16 protein-coding genes are annotated in these 16945 nt (G+C 70.0%); 2 read left to right on the top strand and 14 right to left on the bottom strand.

The window, feature by feature from the left end; genetic code table 11:
• Positions 1-60 precede the first annotated feature (60 nt).
• From OG456_RS30375 to pgsA, 14 genes are all read right to left on the bottom strand, one after another.
• Positions 61-609 carry an adenine phosphoribosyltransferase gene (locus OG456_RS30375; protein ID WP_266566526.1) on the bottom strand — a complete coding sequence of 183 codons (549 nt, stop codon included), beginning with the start codon at positions 607-609 and terminating at the stop codon, positions 61-63.
• Positions 606-1733, bottom strand: a complete 1128-nt coding sequence (gene secF / locus OG456_RS30370; protein ID WP_266566524.1) for a protein translocase subunit SecF — start codon at positions 1731-1733, stop codon at positions 606-608. Before secF ends, OG456_RS30375 begins: the two co-directional genes overlap by 4 nt.
• A gap of 1 nt (position 1734) precedes the next feature.
• Positions 1735-3516 (bottom strand): protein translocase subunit SecD, encoded by a 1782-nt coding sequence (gene secD, locus OG456_RS30365; protein ID WP_266566522.1) that lies wholly within the window; start codon positions 3514-3516, stop codon positions 1735-1737.
• 139 nt (positions 3517-3655) lie between these two features.
• Entirely contained in the window at positions 3656-4156 is a 501-nt protein-coding gene (gene yajC / locus OG456_RS30360; RefSeq protein WP_266566520.1) for a preprotein translocase subunit YajC, read from the bottom strand.
• A gap of 165 nt (positions 4157-4321) precedes the next feature.
• A complete protein-coding gene (gene ruvB, locus OG456_RS30355; protein WP_266566518.1) occupies positions 4322-5395 on the bottom strand; it encodes a Holliday junction branch migration DNA helicase RuvB in 1074 nt (357 codons plus the stop codon).
• Between the two features lie 52 nt (positions 5396-5447).
• Entirely contained in the window at positions 5448-6056 is a 609-nt protein-coding gene (ruvA, locus tag OG456_RS30350) for a Holliday junction branch migration protein RuvA (protein WP_266566516.1), read from the bottom strand.
• The gene (gene ruvC, locus OG456_RS30345) at positions 6053-6601 is read right to left on the bottom strand and encodes a crossover junction endodeoxyribonuclease RuvC (protein WP_266566514.1); all 549 of its coding nucleotides are present in this window, start codon (positions 6599-6601) and stop codon (positions 6053-6055) included. The genes ruvA and ruvC overlap by 4 nt, the downstream gene beginning before the upstream one ends.
• A gap of 105 nt (positions 6602-6706) precedes the next feature.
• Complete coding sequence (locus OG456_RS30340) at positions 6707-7459, bottom strand: YebC/PmpR family DNA-binding transcriptional regulator (protein ID WP_266566512.1); 753 nt, start codon at positions 7457-7459, stop codon at positions 6707-6709.
• 75 nt (positions 7460-7534) lie between these two features.
• A complete protein-coding gene (gene pdxT / locus OG456_RS30335) occupies positions 7535-8140 on the bottom strand; it encodes a pyridoxal 5'-phosphate synthase glutaminase subunit PdxT (protein WP_266566510.1) in 606 nt (201 codons plus the stop codon).
• The gene (gene pdxS, locus OG456_RS30330; RefSeq protein ID WP_266566508.1) at positions 8140-9045 is read right to left on the bottom strand and encodes a pyridoxal 5'-phosphate synthase lyase subunit PdxS; all 906 of its coding nucleotides are present in this window, start codon (positions 9043-9045) and stop codon (positions 8140-8142) included. The genes pdxT and pdxS overlap by 1 nt, the downstream gene beginning before the upstream one ends.
• Before the next feature lie 179 nt (positions 9046-9224).
• The gene (locus OG456_RS30325) at positions 9225-9770 is read right to left on the bottom strand and encodes a hypothetical protein (RefSeq protein ID WP_266566506.1); all 546 of its coding nucleotides are present in this window, start codon (positions 9768-9770) and stop codon (positions 9225-9227) included.
• 100 nt (positions 9771-9870) lie between these two features.
• Positions 9871-11031: a glycosyltransferase family 4 protein gene (locus OG456_RS30320; protein WP_266566504.1), complete on the bottom strand. Its 1161-nt coding sequence runs from the start codon at positions 11029-11031 to the stop codon at positions 9871-9873.
• Positions 11028-11933: a phosphatidylinositol mannoside acyltransferase gene (locus tag OG456_RS30315; RefSeq protein ID WP_266566503.1), complete on the bottom strand. Its 906-nt coding sequence runs from the start codon at positions 11931-11933 to the stop codon at positions 11028-11030. Before OG456_RS30315 ends, OG456_RS30320 begins: the two co-directional genes overlap by 4 nt.
• Positions 11930-12604: a phosphatidylinositol phosphate synthase gene (gene pgsA / locus OG456_RS30310; RefSeq protein ID WP_266566502.1), complete on the bottom strand. Its 675-nt coding sequence runs from the start codon at positions 12602-12604 to the stop codon at positions 11930-11932. Before pgsA ends, OG456_RS30315 begins: the two co-directional genes overlap by 4 nt.
• Before the next feature lie 269 nt (positions 12605-12873).
• Here pgsA and OG456_RS30305 point away from each other — a divergent pair, with 269 nt between their 5' ends.
• Together OG456_RS30305 and OG456_RS30300 are read left to right on the top strand one after the other, a co-directional pair.
• Complete coding sequence (locus OG456_RS30305) at positions 12874-15081, top strand: elongation factor G-like protein EF-G2 (protein WP_266566500.1); 2208 nt, start codon at positions 12874-12876, stop codon at positions 15079-15081.
• A gap of 190 nt (positions 15082-15271) precedes the next feature.
• Positions 15272-16939 (top strand): hypothetical protein, encoded by a 1668-nt coding sequence (locus OG456_RS30300; protein ID WP_266566498.1) that lies wholly within the window; start codon positions 15272-15274, stop codon positions 16937-16939.
• Positions 16940-16945: the final 6 nt, after the last annotated feature.

The following is a 16945-nucleotide window of genomic DNA, read 5'->3' as shown; positions in this document are numbered from 1 at the left end:
AAACGCAAAAGGCGGGCACCGGATTCCTCCGGGCCCGCCCTTACGCCTGTGACCAGGTGTTCAGACCATGAGCAGTGCGTCCAGCGGAGCGCCGTCAAGGGCCGGAAGCAGCCTTTCGCGGCCACCCAGGAAACCCAGCTCCATCAGGACGGCGATGCCTGCGACCTCGGCGCCCGCGCGCCGGATGAGCCGCACCGACGCCTCGGCCGTGCCGCCGGTGGCGAGGACGTCGTCGATCACCATGACGCGGTCGCCCGCGACCAGGTCCTCGGCGTGCACCTCGATCTCGGCCGACCCGTACTCCAGGTCGTACGACTGGCTGAGCGTCGCCCCGGGGAGCTTGCCGGCCTTGCGTACGGGGATGAAGCCGAGCCCGGCGCGTACGGCCACGGGGGCGCCCAGGATGAACCCGCGCGCCTCCAGGCCGACCACCTTGGTGGCGCCGTTCGCGACGCAGAACTCCGCGAGGGCGTCGGTGAGTGCCGTGAAGGCCGACGGGTCCGCCAGGAGCGGGGTGATGTCCTTGAACATCACGCCCGGCTCCGGGTAGTCCGGCACATCGCGGATGCGGCTGTGGAGCAGCGCCGAGAGTTCTGCGAGCTCGGTCATCGACGCTTCCCCGAGGGCCGGCCGCGGCCGCGGTTGCGCGACGCGGGCTGGTGGCGGGGGCCGACGACCGCGGCGGCCTCGTCGTCCGACGGGTCGTCGTCGAAGTCGTCGCCCTCGCCCTGTGCCTCCGGGGCCTCGGCGGACTCGCCCTTGGCGGCCGCCGCCGCGCGCTTGGCGAGCACGCGCTTCTTCAGGGCCTTGATCTGCGGGTCGCGTTCCTTGAGGTCGGCGACGAGCGGAGTGGCGATGAAGATGGACGAGTACGCACCGGCCGCGAGACCGACGAACAGCGACAGCGAGATGTCGTTCAGCATGCCGGCGCCGAGGAAGCCGCCACCGATGAACAGCAGGCCCGCCACCGGCAGCAGCGCGACGATCGTGGTGTTGATCGAACGCACCAGTGTGCCGTTGATGGAGCGGTTGGCGATCTCGCTGTACGTGTAGCGGGTCTGCTTGGTGATGTCCTTCGTGCCCTCCTTCAAGGAGTCGAAGACGACCACCGTGTCGTAGAGCGAGTAACCGAGGATGGTCAGCAGACCGATCACCGTACCCGTGGTGACCTCGAAGCCGACCAGGGCGTAGATCCCGACCGTGATCGTGATGTCGTGGATCAGTGCGACCAGGGCCGCGATGGCCATGCGCCACTCGAAGGCGATGGCCAGATAGATCACCACGAGGATCATGAACACGATCAGGCCGGTCCATGCCTTGTTGGCGATCGTCTCGCCCCAGCTGGGTCCGACGAGGTCGGCGTTGATCTTCGCCTCGGGGACGTTCAGGTCCTTGGCGAGTTCGGTCTTGATCTGGTCGGACTTCGCGGTGTCCACGCCGGAGATCTGGATGCGCAGACCGCCGGTGCCGAGCTCCTGGACGATCGCGTCGTGCCCGGAGGCGGCTTCGGCGGAGCGCTCCGCCGTGCCCGCGGAGACGCTGGTCTTCGGGGTGGTGAAGACAGCGCCGCCCTCGAACTCGATGCCCATGTTCAGACCACGCACCGCCAGGCCGACGATGGCCGTGATGGTGATCAGGATCGAGATGCCGTACCAGATCTTGCGCTTGCCGATGAAGTCGTAGCCGACTTCACCGCGGATGAGCCGGGCGCCGAGATGGCCGAGCTTCGACATCTCACGCCTCCTTCGTGTCGACAGGGCCTACGGAAGAGCCGGGGGCACGGCGCGTGCGGCGCAGTGGCGGCTTGGCGCCGAGGCGCTTCGGGTCGAGCCCGGACCAGGGGTGTCCGCTCGCGAAGAACTTCTTGCGGGCCAGGATCGTCATCAGCGGCTTGGTGAACAGGAAGACGACGACCACGTCGAGCACGGTGGTCAGGCCGAGCGTGAACGCGAAGCCCTGGACCTTGCCGACGGTGACGACGAACAGCACCGCGGCGGCGAGGAACGACACGAAGTCGGAGACCAGGATCGTGCGCCGGGCTCGCGGCCAGGCGCGCTCGACGGAGGGCCGCAGCGAGCGACCCTCACGGATCTCGTCCCTGATGCGTTCGAAGAACACGATGAACGAGTCGGCCGTGATACCGATCGCCACGATCGCGCCGCAGACGGCCGGCAGGTTCAGCGCGAAGCCGATGGCCGGGCCGAGGAGCGTCATGATCACGTAGGTGAGGACCGCGGACACGAGGAGCGAGGCGAGCGCGATCAGCGACAGGCCGCGGTAGTAGACCACCAGGTAGATCACGACGAGCAGGAGGCCGATGGCACCGGCGATCAGGCCGGCGTGCAGCTGCTCACCACCGAGGGCAGCGGTGACCGTCGTGACGCTCTGCTCCTGGAAGGAGAGCGGGAGCGCACCGTAGGACAGCACGTTGGCGAGGTCCTGGGCGGACTGCTGGTCGAAGCTGCCGGAGATCTCCGCGCTGCCGCTCAGGGTCGAGCTGACGCTGGGGGCCGAGACCACGTCGCCGTCGAGCACGATGGCGAACTGGTTCATCGGCGGCTGCTGCTGCGAGAGCTTGCTGGTGATCTTCGCGAACTTCTTCGAGCCGCCGCCCGTGAAGTCCATGTTGACGACCCAGGCACCGGTCTGCTGGTTGATCGTGGCCTGCGCCTTGTCGACGTCCTTACCGTTCACCTCGGCGGGGCCGAGGATGTACTTCTCCCACTGGCCGGACGAGTTCTTGCCGCACGCCACGGCGGTGTCCTCGGGCCTGACGCCCGAGGTGACCTGGCTGCGGGCGGCCTTGTCGGTGCAGTCGAGGTCCGTGAACTTCTTCTGCAGCGCGGCGGTGGCCGGGTCCGGGGTGGAGCTCGCCGAGGGGGTGGGCTTGCCGCTCGCGGAGGAGCTCGCGCTCGGCGTCGGGGAGGAGTCGGCCTTCAGGGCGTCGGTGACAGCACGGCCCTGCGAGGTCTGGGAGGCGGTCGGCGTGGGGGTCGGCGTGCTGGACGCCTTGCCCGTGCCGCCGTCCGTGGCCTTGTCGGCCGCCTTGTCGGTCGCCTTGCCCTTGTCCGAGCCCGAAGGGCTGGCGGACGGCTCGGGAGTGGGCGCACCGGCGGCCACGGTGATCACGGGGCGGAAGTAGAGCTGGGCGGTCGTGCCGACCTGCTCGCGCGCCTGCGCCTCGTTCGTCCCCTTGGGGATGTTGACGATGATGTTGTCGGAGCCCTGGGTCTGGACCTCGGACTCCGTGACACCCAGACCGTTGACGCGGCGCTCGATGATGCTCACGGCCGTGTTCATGTTGGTCTGGTTGACCGCGTTCTTCTGACCCGGCTCACTCTTCGCCTTGAGCGTGATGCTCGTACCACCGGCGAGGTCGATGCCCAGGCGCGGCGTGGTGTGGCCGGACAGGAACATCCCGCCGGTCAGCGCCACCATCGCGATCAGGATGAAAGCCAGTGTGCGGCCCGGCCTGCTCTGGGCGCCGTGACTTCGGCCCTTCTTGGGTGCTGCCACCTTCTCGTTCTCCCTCTCCATCCGTCCAGCAGCGGGGTACGTGCCCGGACGGCCATGAAATGGTGTCGAGAATCCGTGCGGAAATCACACGTCCGGGACCGCGGAGCGCGAGCGGGCGCGCGCGGTCCTGGGGGCGTGACTACTTCGCGTCGGACTCGCCGTCGGTCTTCTTCGGCTCGGCGCCGTCGGCCTCGGGGGCTGCGTCAGTGGCAGCAGCCTCGTCCTTCTTGCCGAGGTCGATGCGCGAGTCGTCGGAAGCGCCGGCGGGCTCGTCGGTCTCGGTGAGGGAGGAAGCGTCGTCCGGCACGATCGCACCATCGGCGCCGAGGGCGTCGTGGTCATCGTTGTCATCACTCTCGGTGCCGTGGACGATGCGGTTGTACTCGTCGTCGCCGAGGACGGCGCCGATCGAGTTCTTCGCGTAGACGGCGTGGACGCCGGGGGCCACCTCCAGAAGGACCATCTCGTCGTGGACCTCCTTGACGGTGGCGTACATGCCCCCGATCGTGCGGACGCCGGAACCGGGCTGCATCTGGTCCCGCATCTGGCCTGCCGCCTGCTGCTTCTTCTTGGCGGAGCGGGTCATCAGGAACATGGCCCCGATGAGCACGATGAACGGGAGGAGGGTCACGATATTCACGGGACGGAAATTCCTTCGCACGACCGCGCACGTAAGCGGCCTGTTGGATGGGGGTGGGCACGCCGTCCACAAGGGCGGCATCGGCGGAGTCTAAGCGAGTCCACGCTCAAGGAACAACGCTCGACATGGCACCGGGGTTCCTGACCTCACGACTACGCTGCGCGATCAGGTCCCGAACAGGTCCTGTTGTCCGCTTGTGCCTCTTATCTGCTGGGGCGGCGTGAGGCCGAGATGCGCCCAGGCCGCGGGGGTGGCGACCCGCCCGCGCGGAGTACGGGCCAGCAGGCCTTCGCGTACGAGGAAGGGTTCGGCGACCTCCTCGACCGTCTCGCGCTCCTCCCCCACGGCGACCGCGAGGGTGGAGAGGCCGACGGGGCCGCCGCCGAAGAGCTTGATCAGCGCTTCGAGGACGGCGCGGTCGAGCCGGTCGAGGCCACGACCGTCCACCTCGTAGACGCCGAGGGCCACCCCGGCGATGTCACGGGTGATGTGCCCGTCGGCCTTGACCTGCGCGTAGTCACGGACCCGGCGCAGCAGTCGGTTGGCGATACGGGGGGTGCCTCGGGACCGGCCGGCGATCTCGGCGGCGCCCTGGGCGTCGATCTCCACCTCGAGGAGGTTCGCGGAGCGGTGGATGACGCGCTCCAGCTCGGCCGGCTCGTAGAACTCCATGTGCGCCGTGAAGCCGAAGCGGTCGCGCAGCGGCGGGGGCAGCAGGCCCGCGCGGGTGGTGGCACCGACGAGGGTGAACGGGGGCAGTTCCAGCGGAATGGCCGTGGCGCCGGGGCCCTTGCCGACGATGACGTCGACCCGGTAGTCCTCCATCGCCATGTAGAGCATTTCTTCGGCGGGGCGGGACATGCGGTGGATCTCGTCGAGGAAGAGGACCTCGCCCTCCTGGAGGGACGAGAGGATGGCGGCCAGGTCGCCGGCGTGCTGGATGGCCGGGCCGCTGGTGATCCGGATGGGGGCGCCCATCTCGGCCGCGATGATCATGGAGAGCGTGGTCTTGCCGAGGCCGGGCGCTCCGGAGAGCAGGACGTGGTCGGCGGTGGCGCCACGCGCGCGTGCCGCCCTGAGGACCAGGTCGAGCTGTTCGCGGACCTTCTCCTGGCCGATGAACTCGCCCAGGTCCTTGGGGCGCAGGGCGGCCTCGACCGCCTGGTCCTCGTGGTCGGCGACAGAGCCCACGAGCCGCTCGGTGTCGGGCGTCGCGTCGGTCGTGTCGTCCCAGTTCATGAGGTGTGCCTCGCGGTGGTGGTGGTTCGGGCGGGGAGCGGGCGCGGCCCGGTCAGCGGGTGCGGTTCAGCGTCTGGAGCGCGGCCTTGAGGAGCTTGCCGACCTGCGGCGTACCGCCCTCCGCCTCGGCCTGCGGGGCGACCGCCTCGATGGCCTCGTCGGCCTCGCGGGTGGCGTAGCCGAGCCCGATGAGCGCGGCGTGCAGCTGGTCGCGCCAGCCGGAGGTCACGGGGGCGCCCACGCCCGTGCCGGTGCCGAGGGGCGCGCCGAGCCGGTCCTTGAGTTCGATGAGCAGCTTCTGGGCGCCCTTCTTGCCGATGCCGGGCACGGCGGTGAGCGACTTCTCGTCGCCGGAGGCCACCGCGCGGCGCAGGGCGTCGGGGCTGTGCACGGCGAGCATGGCCTGCGCGAGCCGGGGCCCGACGCCGCTGGCGGTCTGGAGCAGCTCGAAGGTCTGCCGCTCGTCGTCGTCGGCGAAGCCGTAGAGCGTGAGCGAGTCCTCGCGTACGACGAGGGAGGTGGCGAGCTTGGTCTGCTGGCCGATGCGGAGCCCCGAGAGCGTGTTGGGGGTGCACTGGACGGCCATGCCGATGCCGCCGACCTCGACCACCGCGGTGTCAGGGGCGAGGGCGGCCACCGGGCCGCTGACGAAGGCGATCATGCGATACGGCCTTTCGGTGCTGTGGCGGGTTTCGATGCGTGCAGCGCGACGGCCTGCTGGAGTCTGTTCTGCGCGGGGGCGCGCCAGATATGACAGATGGCGAGGGCCAGGGCGTCGGCCGCGTCGGCGGGCTTGGGGGGTGCGTCCAGCCTCAGCAGGCGTGTCACCATGGCGCCCACCTGCGCCTTGTCGGCCCGTCCGCTGCCCGTCACGGCGGCCTTGACCTCGCTGGGCGTGTGGAGGGCCACGGGAATGCCGCGGCGGCTGGCGCAGAGCATGGCGACCGCGCTCGCCTGAGCCGTCCCCATGACCGTCCGCACGTTGTGCTGGCTGAACACCCGCTCCACGGCGACGAATTCGGGCTTGTACTGGTCGAGCCACTGCTCGATGCCCTGCTCGATGGCGACGAGGCGGTGGCCCAACTCCGCGTCGGCCGGGGTCCGTACGACGCCGACACCACGCATCGTCAGGGGCCGCCCCGCGACCCCCTCGACCACGCCGACACCGCACCGGGTCAACCCCGGGTCCACGCCGAGTACGCGCACCCCGCCCCTCCTTCGATAGCCAGTTTGTGCAGGCTATCGGGTACCGCTGACAATGCGACGGGCCGACGGGGCGTGTGTCCCGTCGGCCCGTGCGCTGCCTGCGTGTCAGGCGTCGACCTTCTCCATGACCTCGTCGCTCACGTCGAAGTTGGCGAAGACGTTCTGCACGTCGTCGCTGTCCTCGAGCGCGTCGATGAGCTTGAAGATCTTGCGCGCGCCCTCCTCGTCCAGCTCGACCTGCATGGTCGGGACGAAGTTGGCGTCGGCCGAGTCGTAGTCGATGCCGGCCTCCTGGAGCGCGGTGCGCACCGCGACCAGGTCGGTGGCCTCGCTGAGCACCTCGAAGGACTCACCGAGGTCGTTGACCTCTTCGGCGCCCGCGTCGAGCACCGCACCGAGGACGTCGTCCTCGGACAGCTCACCCTTGGGGACGATCACGACACCCTTGCGGTTGAACAGGTACGAGACGGAGCCGGGGTCGGCCATGTTGCCGCCGTTGCGGGTCATGGCGACACGCACGTCGGACGCGGCACGGTTGCGGTTGTCGGTGAGGCACTCGATGAGCACCGCGACGCCGTTGGGACCGTAGCCCTCGTACATGATCGTCTCGTAGTCGGCGCCACCGGCCTCGAGCCCGGCACCGCGCTTGACCGCGGAGTCGATGTTCTTGTTAGGGACCGAGCTCTTCTTGGCCTTCTGGATGGCGTCGAAGAGCGTCGGGTTGCCGGACACGTCGGAGCCGCCCGTGCGGGCAGCGACCTCGATGTTCTTGATCATCTTCGCGAAGAGCTTGCCGCGCTTGGCGTCGATCACGGCCTTCTTGTGCTTCGTCGTAGCCCATTTAGAGTGGCCGGACATCTGCCTGTCTCCTTCGCGTAACCAACCCAGTACGAACTCCCCCTGGCCTCAAGGGCCGGGGGACCCCCCGAGATCCTACAAGGACCCGGCCGCCAGCTTCGCCCGAACCATGTCGACGAACAGTGCGTGCATCCTGTGGTCGCCGGTCAACTCCGGATGGAAGGACGTGGCGAGGGCGTTTTCCTGCCGTACAGCGACTATGTGCCCGTCGTACTCCGCGAGTACCTCGGCACGGGCACCCACCGACTCGACCCAGGGGGCGCGGATGAAGACGCCCTCCACGGGGTCGCCCTCCACTCCGCGTACGTCGACCGCCGCCTCGAAGGACTCGTTCTGACGTCCGAAGGCGTTGCGGCGCACGATCATGTCGATCCCGCCGATCGTCTCCTGGCCCGAACGCGGGTCGAGAATCTTGTCGGCGAGAAGGATCATGCCCGCACAGGTGCCGTACACCGGCATGCCTTCACGCACACGCGCGCGAAGAGGCTCCATGAGCCCGAACAGGACGGCCAGCTTGGAGATGGTGGTCGACTCCCCGCCGGGCAGGACGATGCCGTCCACCTCGGCGAGTTCCTCGGGCCGCCGCACGGGCCTGGCCACGGCGTCCGCCGTGGCCAGGGCGACGAGGTGCTCCCGTACGTCGCCCTGGAGCGCAAGGACGCCCACTACGGGAGAGGTCATTACCAGCCCCGGTTCGCGTAGCGCTCGGTCTCGGGGAGGGTGTCGCAGTTGATGCCGACCATGGCCTCGCCCAGGTTGCGGGAGGCGTCCGCGATGATCTTGGGGTCGTCGTAGAAGGTGGTGGCCTTCACGATGGCGGCGGCGCGCTTGGCGGGGTCGCCGGACTTGAAGATGCCGGAGCCGACGAAGACACCCTCGGCGCCGAGCTGACGCATCAGGGCGGCGTCGGCGGGCGTGGCGACACCACCGGCGGAGAACAGCACCACCGGCAGCTTGCCGAGCTCGGAGACCTCCTTGACGAGCTCGTAGGGGGCGCGCAGCTCCTTGGCGGCGGCGTACAGCTCGTTGTTGTCGAAGCCGCGCAGCCTGGCGATCTCGTTCTTGATCTGGCGCAGGTGGCGGACGGCCTCGACGACGTTGCCGGTGCCGGCCTCGCCCTTCGAGCGGATCATGGCCGCGCCCTCGGCGATGCGGCGCAGGGCCTCGCCCAGGTTGGTGGCGCCGCACACGAAGGGGGTCGTGAACGCGAACTTGTCGCTGTGGTTGACCTCGTCGGCCGGGGTCAGCACCTCGGACTCGTCGATGTAGTCGACGCCGAGCGACTGCAGGACCTGGGCCTCGACGAAGTGACCGATGCGCGACTTGGCCATGACCGGGATGGAAACGGCCTCGATGATCTCTTCGATCATGTTCGGGTCGGACATCCGGGCCACGCCGCCGTCCTTGCGGATGTCGGCCGGCACCCGCTCCAGCGCCATGACGGCCACCGCGCCGGCGTCCTCGGCGATCTTCGCCTGCTCGGCGTTGACGACGTCCATGATCACGCCGCCCTTGAGCTGCTCGGCCATGCCGCGCTTCACTCGTGCGGTGCCGGTGGTTTCGACGGACTGGGGGGTGCTGGACACGGGTGACCTCGCTCGGTGGAAAAAGGGGGATTGCTACTCCACAGAGGAAACGCCCCGCGACCAGTCCACATCAAGGGCCAATGTCCGACCGGTGGCTCATTCTTCGCGAAACGCGCCTGGTGACCACGTCTTACGTGGTGGACCGGTCGGCCGCCATACGTGGCGGGCCCGTCGAGCGCTCATGTGGTGGGCCGGTCGGCGAGCGCGACGGGCGGTTCGTCGTCCATCTCGAAGGCCAGGGGGAACGGCGCGTGGCCCGCGAGCCGGAACCAGCGCACCGTGCGGTGCCTGCGCAGGGCGCGTGCGGCCCGTACGGCGTCGTTGTGGAAGCGCCGGGCCATGGGCACCCTGCGGACGGCCTGAGCGAGCTCCTCGGCCGCGTCGGGGCCGCCCGGGGCGGCGCGCACCGCCTCCATCTGCCCGGCCTCGCCGAACACGGCGCGCAGCGCCTGGCTCAGCTCGCTCTCGGCGACCTCACGGTGGTCCTCCTCAGCCTGCCGCGCCGCGTGCGCGGCCTCGTACAGGACGATCGAGGCGGCGGGGTCGAGCACTCCGGAGGTGGCCAGCTCCTGTGCCACCGAGGCGCGGCGCAGCAGTTGGGCGTCGAGGGCGGCGCGGGCCGCGTCGATCCGGGCGTGCAGCCGGTCGAGACGGCCCGCTGTCCAGCTCAGGTAGAGGCCGACCGCGATGAGGAAGACCGCGATCCAGATCAAAGTGGAGGTCACGGGCGCAAAGGCTACAGCCGTGCACCGCACGGGCGATCAGCCGCGTGCGGGACGGGAGGGGACGTACCGGTTTGTGCGCGTGGCGCGCCGGTACGTCCCGTCAGTCGCGGGCGAGCCCGAACCGGGCCCGCAGTCCGCTGCGTTCGTCGGTGGCCACGGCCGCCGCGCCCGTGGTCACCGTCTCGTACACGGACAGGATGTCCGCCCCCACGGTCGACCAGTCGAAGCGCCGCACGTGCTTGCTGCCGCGCTCGCGCAGCTCCTCGCGCCGGCCGGCGTCGCCCAGGAGCCGGACGGCCGAGTCCGCCAGAGCGTTCGCGTCCTCGTTGGCGAACAGCTCCCCCGCGCCGCCCTGGTCGAGGACCTGGGCGAACGCGTCGAGATCGGAGGCCAGGACGGGCGCGCCCGCCGACATGGCCTCGACCAGGATGATGCCGAAGCTCTCGCCGCCGGTGTTGGGGGCCACGTACACGTCGACGCTGCGCAGCAGCCGGGCCTTGTCCTCGTCGCTGACCATGCCGAGGAACACGACCTGTTCGCGCATCTCGGCGGGCAGGCTCTCGACGGCCTCCTCCTCGTCACCGCGTCCGGCCACGAGCAGCCGGGTCCCGGGCCGCTCGGCAAGGATCCTCGGCAGGGCCTTCATCAGTACGGGAAGACCCTTGCGGGGCTCGTCGATGCGCCCGATGAAGCCGATGGTGCCTCCCTGCCACTCGGCCTTGGGCTCGGCGCGGGCGAAGAAGTCCACGTCGACGCCGTTCGGGATGACGACGGCGTCCCCGCCGAGGTGCTCCACGAGCGTGCGGCGCGCGTACTCGCTCACCGCGATCCGCGCGCTGATCTTCTCCAGCGCGGGCTGGAGGATCGGATACGCGGCGATCATGGCGCGGGACCGCGGGTTCGACGTGTGGAAGGTGGCGACGATCGGGCCCTGCGCGGCCCAGCAGGAGAGCAGCCCCAGCGAGGGCGAGGCCGGCTCATGGATGTGGATCACGTCGAACGTGCCGTCGTGCAGCCACCGGCGCACGCGCGCGGCGCTCAGGAAGCCGAAGTTGAGCCGGGCGACCGAGCCGTTGTAGGGCACGGGGACGGCCCGGCCCGCCGAGACGACGTACGGCGGCAGCGGGGTCTCGTCGTCGGCCGGGGCGAGGACGGACACCTGGTGCCCCAGGGCGATGAGGTGTTCCGCGAGGTCGCGGATGTGGAACTGGACGCCGCCCGGCACGTCCCAGGAGTACGGGCAGACGATGCCGATCTTCACGGTCGGCGCTCCTCGAGGTCAGCGAGCCACAAGCGCTGCAGCATGTGCCAGTCCTCCGGGTGGTCGGCGATCCCTGTGGCGAAGGAGTCGGCCAGCGCCTGCGTCATGACAGACGTCTTTTCGGCGCGGGTGCCTGTCTCGGGCACCTCGATGGGGGCGTGGATGCGTCCGTGCATGACGGGCGACTCGTCGTACCAGAGGGTGACCGGGAGGAGCAGGGCGCCGGTCTGCTGGGCGAGTATCGCCGGGCCCGCGGGCATGCGCGCGGTGTCGCCGAAGAACTTCACCTCGACGCCGGACTCGGACAGATCGCGGTCGGCGACCAGGCAGACCAGGCCGCCGGCGCGCAGCCGGCGCGCGAGCGTGCCGAAGGCGGATCCGCCCTCGTGCGGCAGGACCTCCATGCCGAGGCTCTCGCGGTAGGCCACGAAGCGGTCGTAGAGGGTCTCGGGCTTGAGTCGCTCGGCGACCGTCGTGAACGGGGTCTCCAGCTCGGTGGTGACCCAGGCGCCCGCGAGGTCCCAGTTGCCCAGGTGGGGCAGGGCGAGGATGACGCCCCTGTCGGAGGCGAGGCCGTCGGTGAGGTGGTGGACGTCTTCGATGTCGAAGCCGTTCCTGACCCGGTCCGCGCTCCAGGAGGGCAGCCGGAACGACTCCATCCAGTACCGCAGGTACGAGCGCATGCCCGCCTTGGAGAGCTGCTTGAGGCGCTCCGGGGAAGCGTCGGGCACCACGCGCGCGAGGTTGGACTCCAGGCGCAGGACGCTCTTGCCGCGCCGCCTCCACGTGAGGTCGGCGATGGTGCGGCCCAGGCGGAGCGCGACGGGCTCGGGGAGCTTCTTGACCGTGCTCCAGCCCGCTCCGTAGAGGGCGTCGATGAGTCGTTCGCGCGCGTTGCTCACGATGCGGCCCCGCTCTCCTGGGAGGCCTCGGCGGCGGCCTCCGCGTCGGCCTCGGCCGACTCCCTGCGGACGGTCACCATCCGCTGGATCAGCGTCACGAGGCTGCCCGCGGCGACGGCCCACAGGGCGATCGGCAGCAGGACCTGGATGCCGGGCACACCGAACGTGTGCAGCCCCGCTAGGCCGGCGGCGACGAGAGTGATCACGAGCCGCTCGGCGCGCTCCACCAGGCCGTTGACCGCGACGGGCAGGCCGATGGCCTCACCGCGGGCCTTGGTGTACGACACGACCTGGCCGCTGGCGAGGCAGAAGATGGAGACGGCGCACAGCATGTTGTCGTCGCCGGATCCCGCGTACCAGAGGGCGAGGCCGCCGAAGATCGCGCCGTCCGCGACGCGGTCGAGCGTGGAGTCGAGGAATGCGCCCCAGCGGCTGGTGCGGCCGAGCTGGCGCGCCATGTTGCCGTCCACGAGGTCCGAGAACACGAACAGCGTGATGACGATCGTGCCCCAGAAGAACTCCCCGCGGGGGAAGAAGACCAGCGCGCCCGCCACGACCCCGGCCGTACCGAGGAGCGTGACCGCGTCGGGGCTGACCCCGCGACGGATGAGAAACGCGGCGAACGGTGTGAGGACACGCGTGAAGAATGCACGCGCGTACTTGTTCAGCATGGCCTTCCCGAGGGTCGGATGGCCGCGCGGCCCTGCTGGCCACCGGCTGGCCCATCGTAGTCACGCGCGCGCGTGGACGACCTACGGGCACCCGCGTGCCCCGGGGGATCACGTACGACGTATGGACGCACCGTGACGCGAGTGGAAAGCTCGAAGACACCGCGGGCGTCGTCGGAGCCGCCATCGCGGGTCCCGCGTGTCCGCGCCCAATGGGACCCCCTCTTCAGCAGGGGTGCCACCTCACCGTGCAAGTAACCGGGAGGCAAGGCATGGGCGACAAGGCGAACACACACACCGGAGCCGCCGGCAGGGCTACGGCGGCCGACCACCCCGCGTCCGTGAGGAATGTGGTGCTGGTCGGCCACAGCGGATCGGGCAAGACGACGTTGGTGGAGGCTCTCGCACTGACCGCGGGGGCGGTGAACAGGGCGGGCCGGGTGGAGGACGGGACCGCCGTTTCCGACTACGACGAGATCGAGCACCGGCAGCAGCGGTCGGTACAGCTCTCCCTGGTGCCCCTCGAATGGGACGGGTACAAGATCAATCTTCTGGACACCCCGGGATACGCGGATTTCGTCGGGGAGCTGAGGGCCGGTCTGCGGGCAGCGGATGCGGCCCTCTTCGTCGTCTCGGCGTCCGACGGGCCCGAGACCATGGCGGGCGCGACGCGCATGGTGTGGGAGGAGTGCGCGGCGGTCGGCATGCCGCGCGCCATCGTGGTGACGCATCTGGAGGCGGCGCGTTCCGACTTCGAACAGATGACGCGGACCTGTGAGACGTTCTTCGGCGGCGACGACCCGGACGCCGTCATCCCGCTCTACCTGCCCCTGCACGGCGAGCCGGGGCCCGACGGGCACGCGCCGGTCACCGGCCTCGTCGGCCTCCTGTCGCAGCGCGTGTTCGACTACGCGTCGGGCGAGCGCAAGGAGTCGGAGCCGGACCCCGATCAACTGCCGCTCATCGAGGAGGCACGCAACCGTCTGATCGAGGGGATCATCGCCGAGAGCGAGGACGAGACCCTCATGGACCGCTATCTGAGCGGCGAGGAGATCGACTACAAGACGCTGGTCGGTGACCTGGAGCGGGCCGTCGCGCGCGGTGTCTTCCACCCGGTGCTCGCCGCGGCCCCCGCCGCTCCGGGCGCCCGCCAGGGCATCGGCACGGTCGAGCTGCTCGAACTCATCACGGGCGGCTTCCCCACTCCCCTGGAGCGCGCGGCCCCCGTGGTCACCACCCCGTCGGGCGCCGCGCGCACGGTGAACGTCTGCGATCCGGACGGCCCCCTGGTCGCCGAGGTGGTGAAGACGGCGTCCGATCCGTACGTGGGCCGGATCTCGCTGGTACGGGTCTTCTCCGGAACCCTGCGACCCGACGACACGGTGCATGTGTCGGGGCACGGCCTCGCCGATCGCGGCCACGAGGACCACGACATCGACGAACGCATCGGCGCCCTCACGTCGCCTTTCGGGAAACAGCAGCGCGTGCTCTCCCACTGCATCGCCGGTGACATGGCGTGCGTGGCCAAGCTCGGCAGGGCGGAGACCGGCGACACCCTCTCCGCCAAGGACGACCCGCTCCTCATGGAGCCGTGGGACATGCCGGACCCACTGCTGCCGCTGGCGATCCAGGCACACAGCAAACCGGACGAGGACAAGCTCTCGCAGGGCCTGTCCCGGCTGGTCGCCGAGGACCCGACGATGCGGCTCGAACAGAACCAGGCCACCCACCAGGTCGTCCTGTGGTGCCTCGGTGAGGCGCACGCGGACGTCGCCCTGGAGCGGCTGCGCAACCGGTACGGCGTCCAGGTCGACGTCGTCCCCCACAAGGTCTCGCTGCGGGAGACGTTCGCCGACAGGTCGGCAGGGCGCGGGCGCCATGTGAAGCAGTCCGGCGGGCACGGGCAGTTCGCGATCTGCGAGATCGAGGTGGAGCCGCTGCCGAACGGCTCCGGCATCGAGTTCGTGGACAAGGTCGTCGGCGGCGCGGTGCCGCGGCAGTTCATCCCGTCCGTGGAGAAGGGCGTACGGACACAGGCCGCGAAGGGCGTGGCCGCGGGCTATCCCCTCATCGATGTGCGGATCACGCTGCTCGACGGCAAGGCGCACTCGGTGGACTCCTCCGACGCGGCGTTCCAGACGGCGGGCGCGCTGGCGCTGCGGGAGGCGGCGGCGGACGCGAAGATCCATCTCCTGGAGCCGGTCGCCGAGGTGCAGGTGCTCGTCGCGGACGACTACGTGGGCGCGGTGATGAGCGACCTGTCGGGGCGGCGCGGCCGTGTGGTCGGCACGGAACAGACGCCGGGGTCTCGCACACTCGTACGTGCCGAGATCCCGGAGATCGAGATCGGCCGGTACGCGGTGGACCTGCGGTCGCTGTCGCACGGCACGGGGCGCTTCAGCCGGGCGTACGCGCGGCACGAGCCGATGCCTTCGCAACTGGGCGACAGGATGCGCGAACAGGCGCAGGGCGTCTCGTAGTTGACCGTCCCCCGGCCACCCGACGGCCAGGCCGCCCGCCCGGTCCCCTTCCGGGCGGGCGGCTTCGGCCGTCCTCTGACAGATGTCGGTGTGCCCGGATACGCTGATGACCTGATCAAGCCGATGACCTGATCAACAGGTGTGCGGGGCAAGGAAGTCGGGAAAGCCGCAGGAGCGAAGGCGCGCGGCGATGGGGGCGGCAGTGGCGGACGACGTATTCGACTTCAGGCCCGGAGCGCAGGTGCCGCTGCACGGCTCCGCGGGCCAGACCGCGGCCACGTACGCCCTCGCTTCGGCGGCGTACCGGGACGCGAAGGTGGACGATCTGCTCGCCGCCAACAGCGAGTGGCACAAGTCCGAAGTGAAGAAGGGCATTTGGTCGCTGGCCGCGCCGAATCTGGGCGAGGCGTTCTCGCGGGCCGTCCAGGGCCGGCTGCTCGGCGGCGCCCGCAAGCCGCTCATCCAGTCCTTCGGCACCGAGCCGCAGGTCGTCGTCGAGCACTGTCTCGCGGCGAACCGGATCCGTAAGCAGCGGGACAGCTGGCTGACGGCCGTGACGGCGCTGTGCGGCCTGCTCTTCCTGCCCGGCCTGATCGCGTGGCTGCTCGTCTTCCAGATCCGCCGCATGATCGGCAAACACGCGAACAAGCGCACGGCCGCCCTGTTCACGGCGCTGATGGTGGCGGTCGCGGCCGTCGCCGTGATCTTCCTGGTCCGGCTGCCGTTCACCGGCTTCTGGGCCTGGTATCTGCGGGCGGCGATCGTGGCGCCCGTGGTCGGCTGGCTGTGGGCCCGGCAGATCTGCGAGCGCACGGCACAGGACATGCGGGAGCGCTGGGACAGCCTGCTCGCGGGCGGCGGCATCGGCGCCAAGATCCCCGAGGCGGTGCCCGGCAGCCCCGGCGAGACGGCCGCCGAGCGGCTGCGCCAGAGCCTCGCCAAGCTGACCGCCGAGCAGCAGTCGAACGCAGTGTTCTACGCGGGCCCCAAGGGCATCCTCGGCATGGGCACCCGCTGGGGCAGCTGGCAGCTCGCCGAGGAGCTGATTCCCCGCGACGAGGGCGCGGAGATCCACCCGTTCCGCAGCTGGGACGTCATACGGGCGGTCCACGACAAGCTGCGGCTCCTGGAGCGCGGCCCGCTGCACACGGGCGGATTCCCGACGCCGTCGATCAAGCACTGGATCGTCTCGCCGATCGGGGAGAACGCGAAGAAGGTGGCCCGCCCCAGCGGCACCGACGTCGAGGCCTTCCAGATCAAGAACCACGAGATACAGCGGATCTGCAACGAGCAGCAGTTCGGCAGCGGCGACCGCCACTACCTGGGCGTGCAGTTCACGCTCTGGGACGGCCAGTTGGTCATCACGATGCTGATCACGGTGACGGTGCTGCACGAGACGCTGCGCATCGAGATCACGGGCCATGCGCTCGGCCCGGTGCACTCCCTGTTCACGACGAAGCCCGAGCCGAAGACGAAGGAAGTCGCCAAGGCCATCAAGTTCTGGGAGACGGTGGAGAAGAAGCTCCCCCTCATCGAGCCCGACGAGGTGGTCCGCCTCGCGGTGCGCGCGCCCTTCACCTGGTACCCGCCGCTCCTGGACTTCATCGGCGGCAAGCTGATCCTGCCCGAGCCCTTCGGACTGCGGCACGCCTGGGCGGACAAGCCGTGGCGGCACCGCTTCATGGCGGACGACGCACTGCGCACAGCCACCCCGGTCCTGCGCGTGGTGCACGCGGCGGCGATCAAGGTGCTTGAGGAGAACGGCGTGGACGCGGAGAAGTTCGGTACGCGCTCGTCGTTCCTCAGCAACCTGGTCCAGGCCCCGACGCCCACGACAGCCGACGTGTACGACGCGTAGCCGGGC

Origin of the sequence: Streptomyces sp. NBC_01446 (assembly GCF_026340095.1) — a bacterium.
Taxonomy (GTDB): domain Bacteria; phylum Actinomycetota; class Actinomycetes; order Streptomycetales; family Streptomycetaceae; genus Streptomyces; species Streptomyces aureus.
Note: the sequence above shows the minus strand (reverse complement) of the source record. Positions and strands in the feature narration are given on the sequence as shown.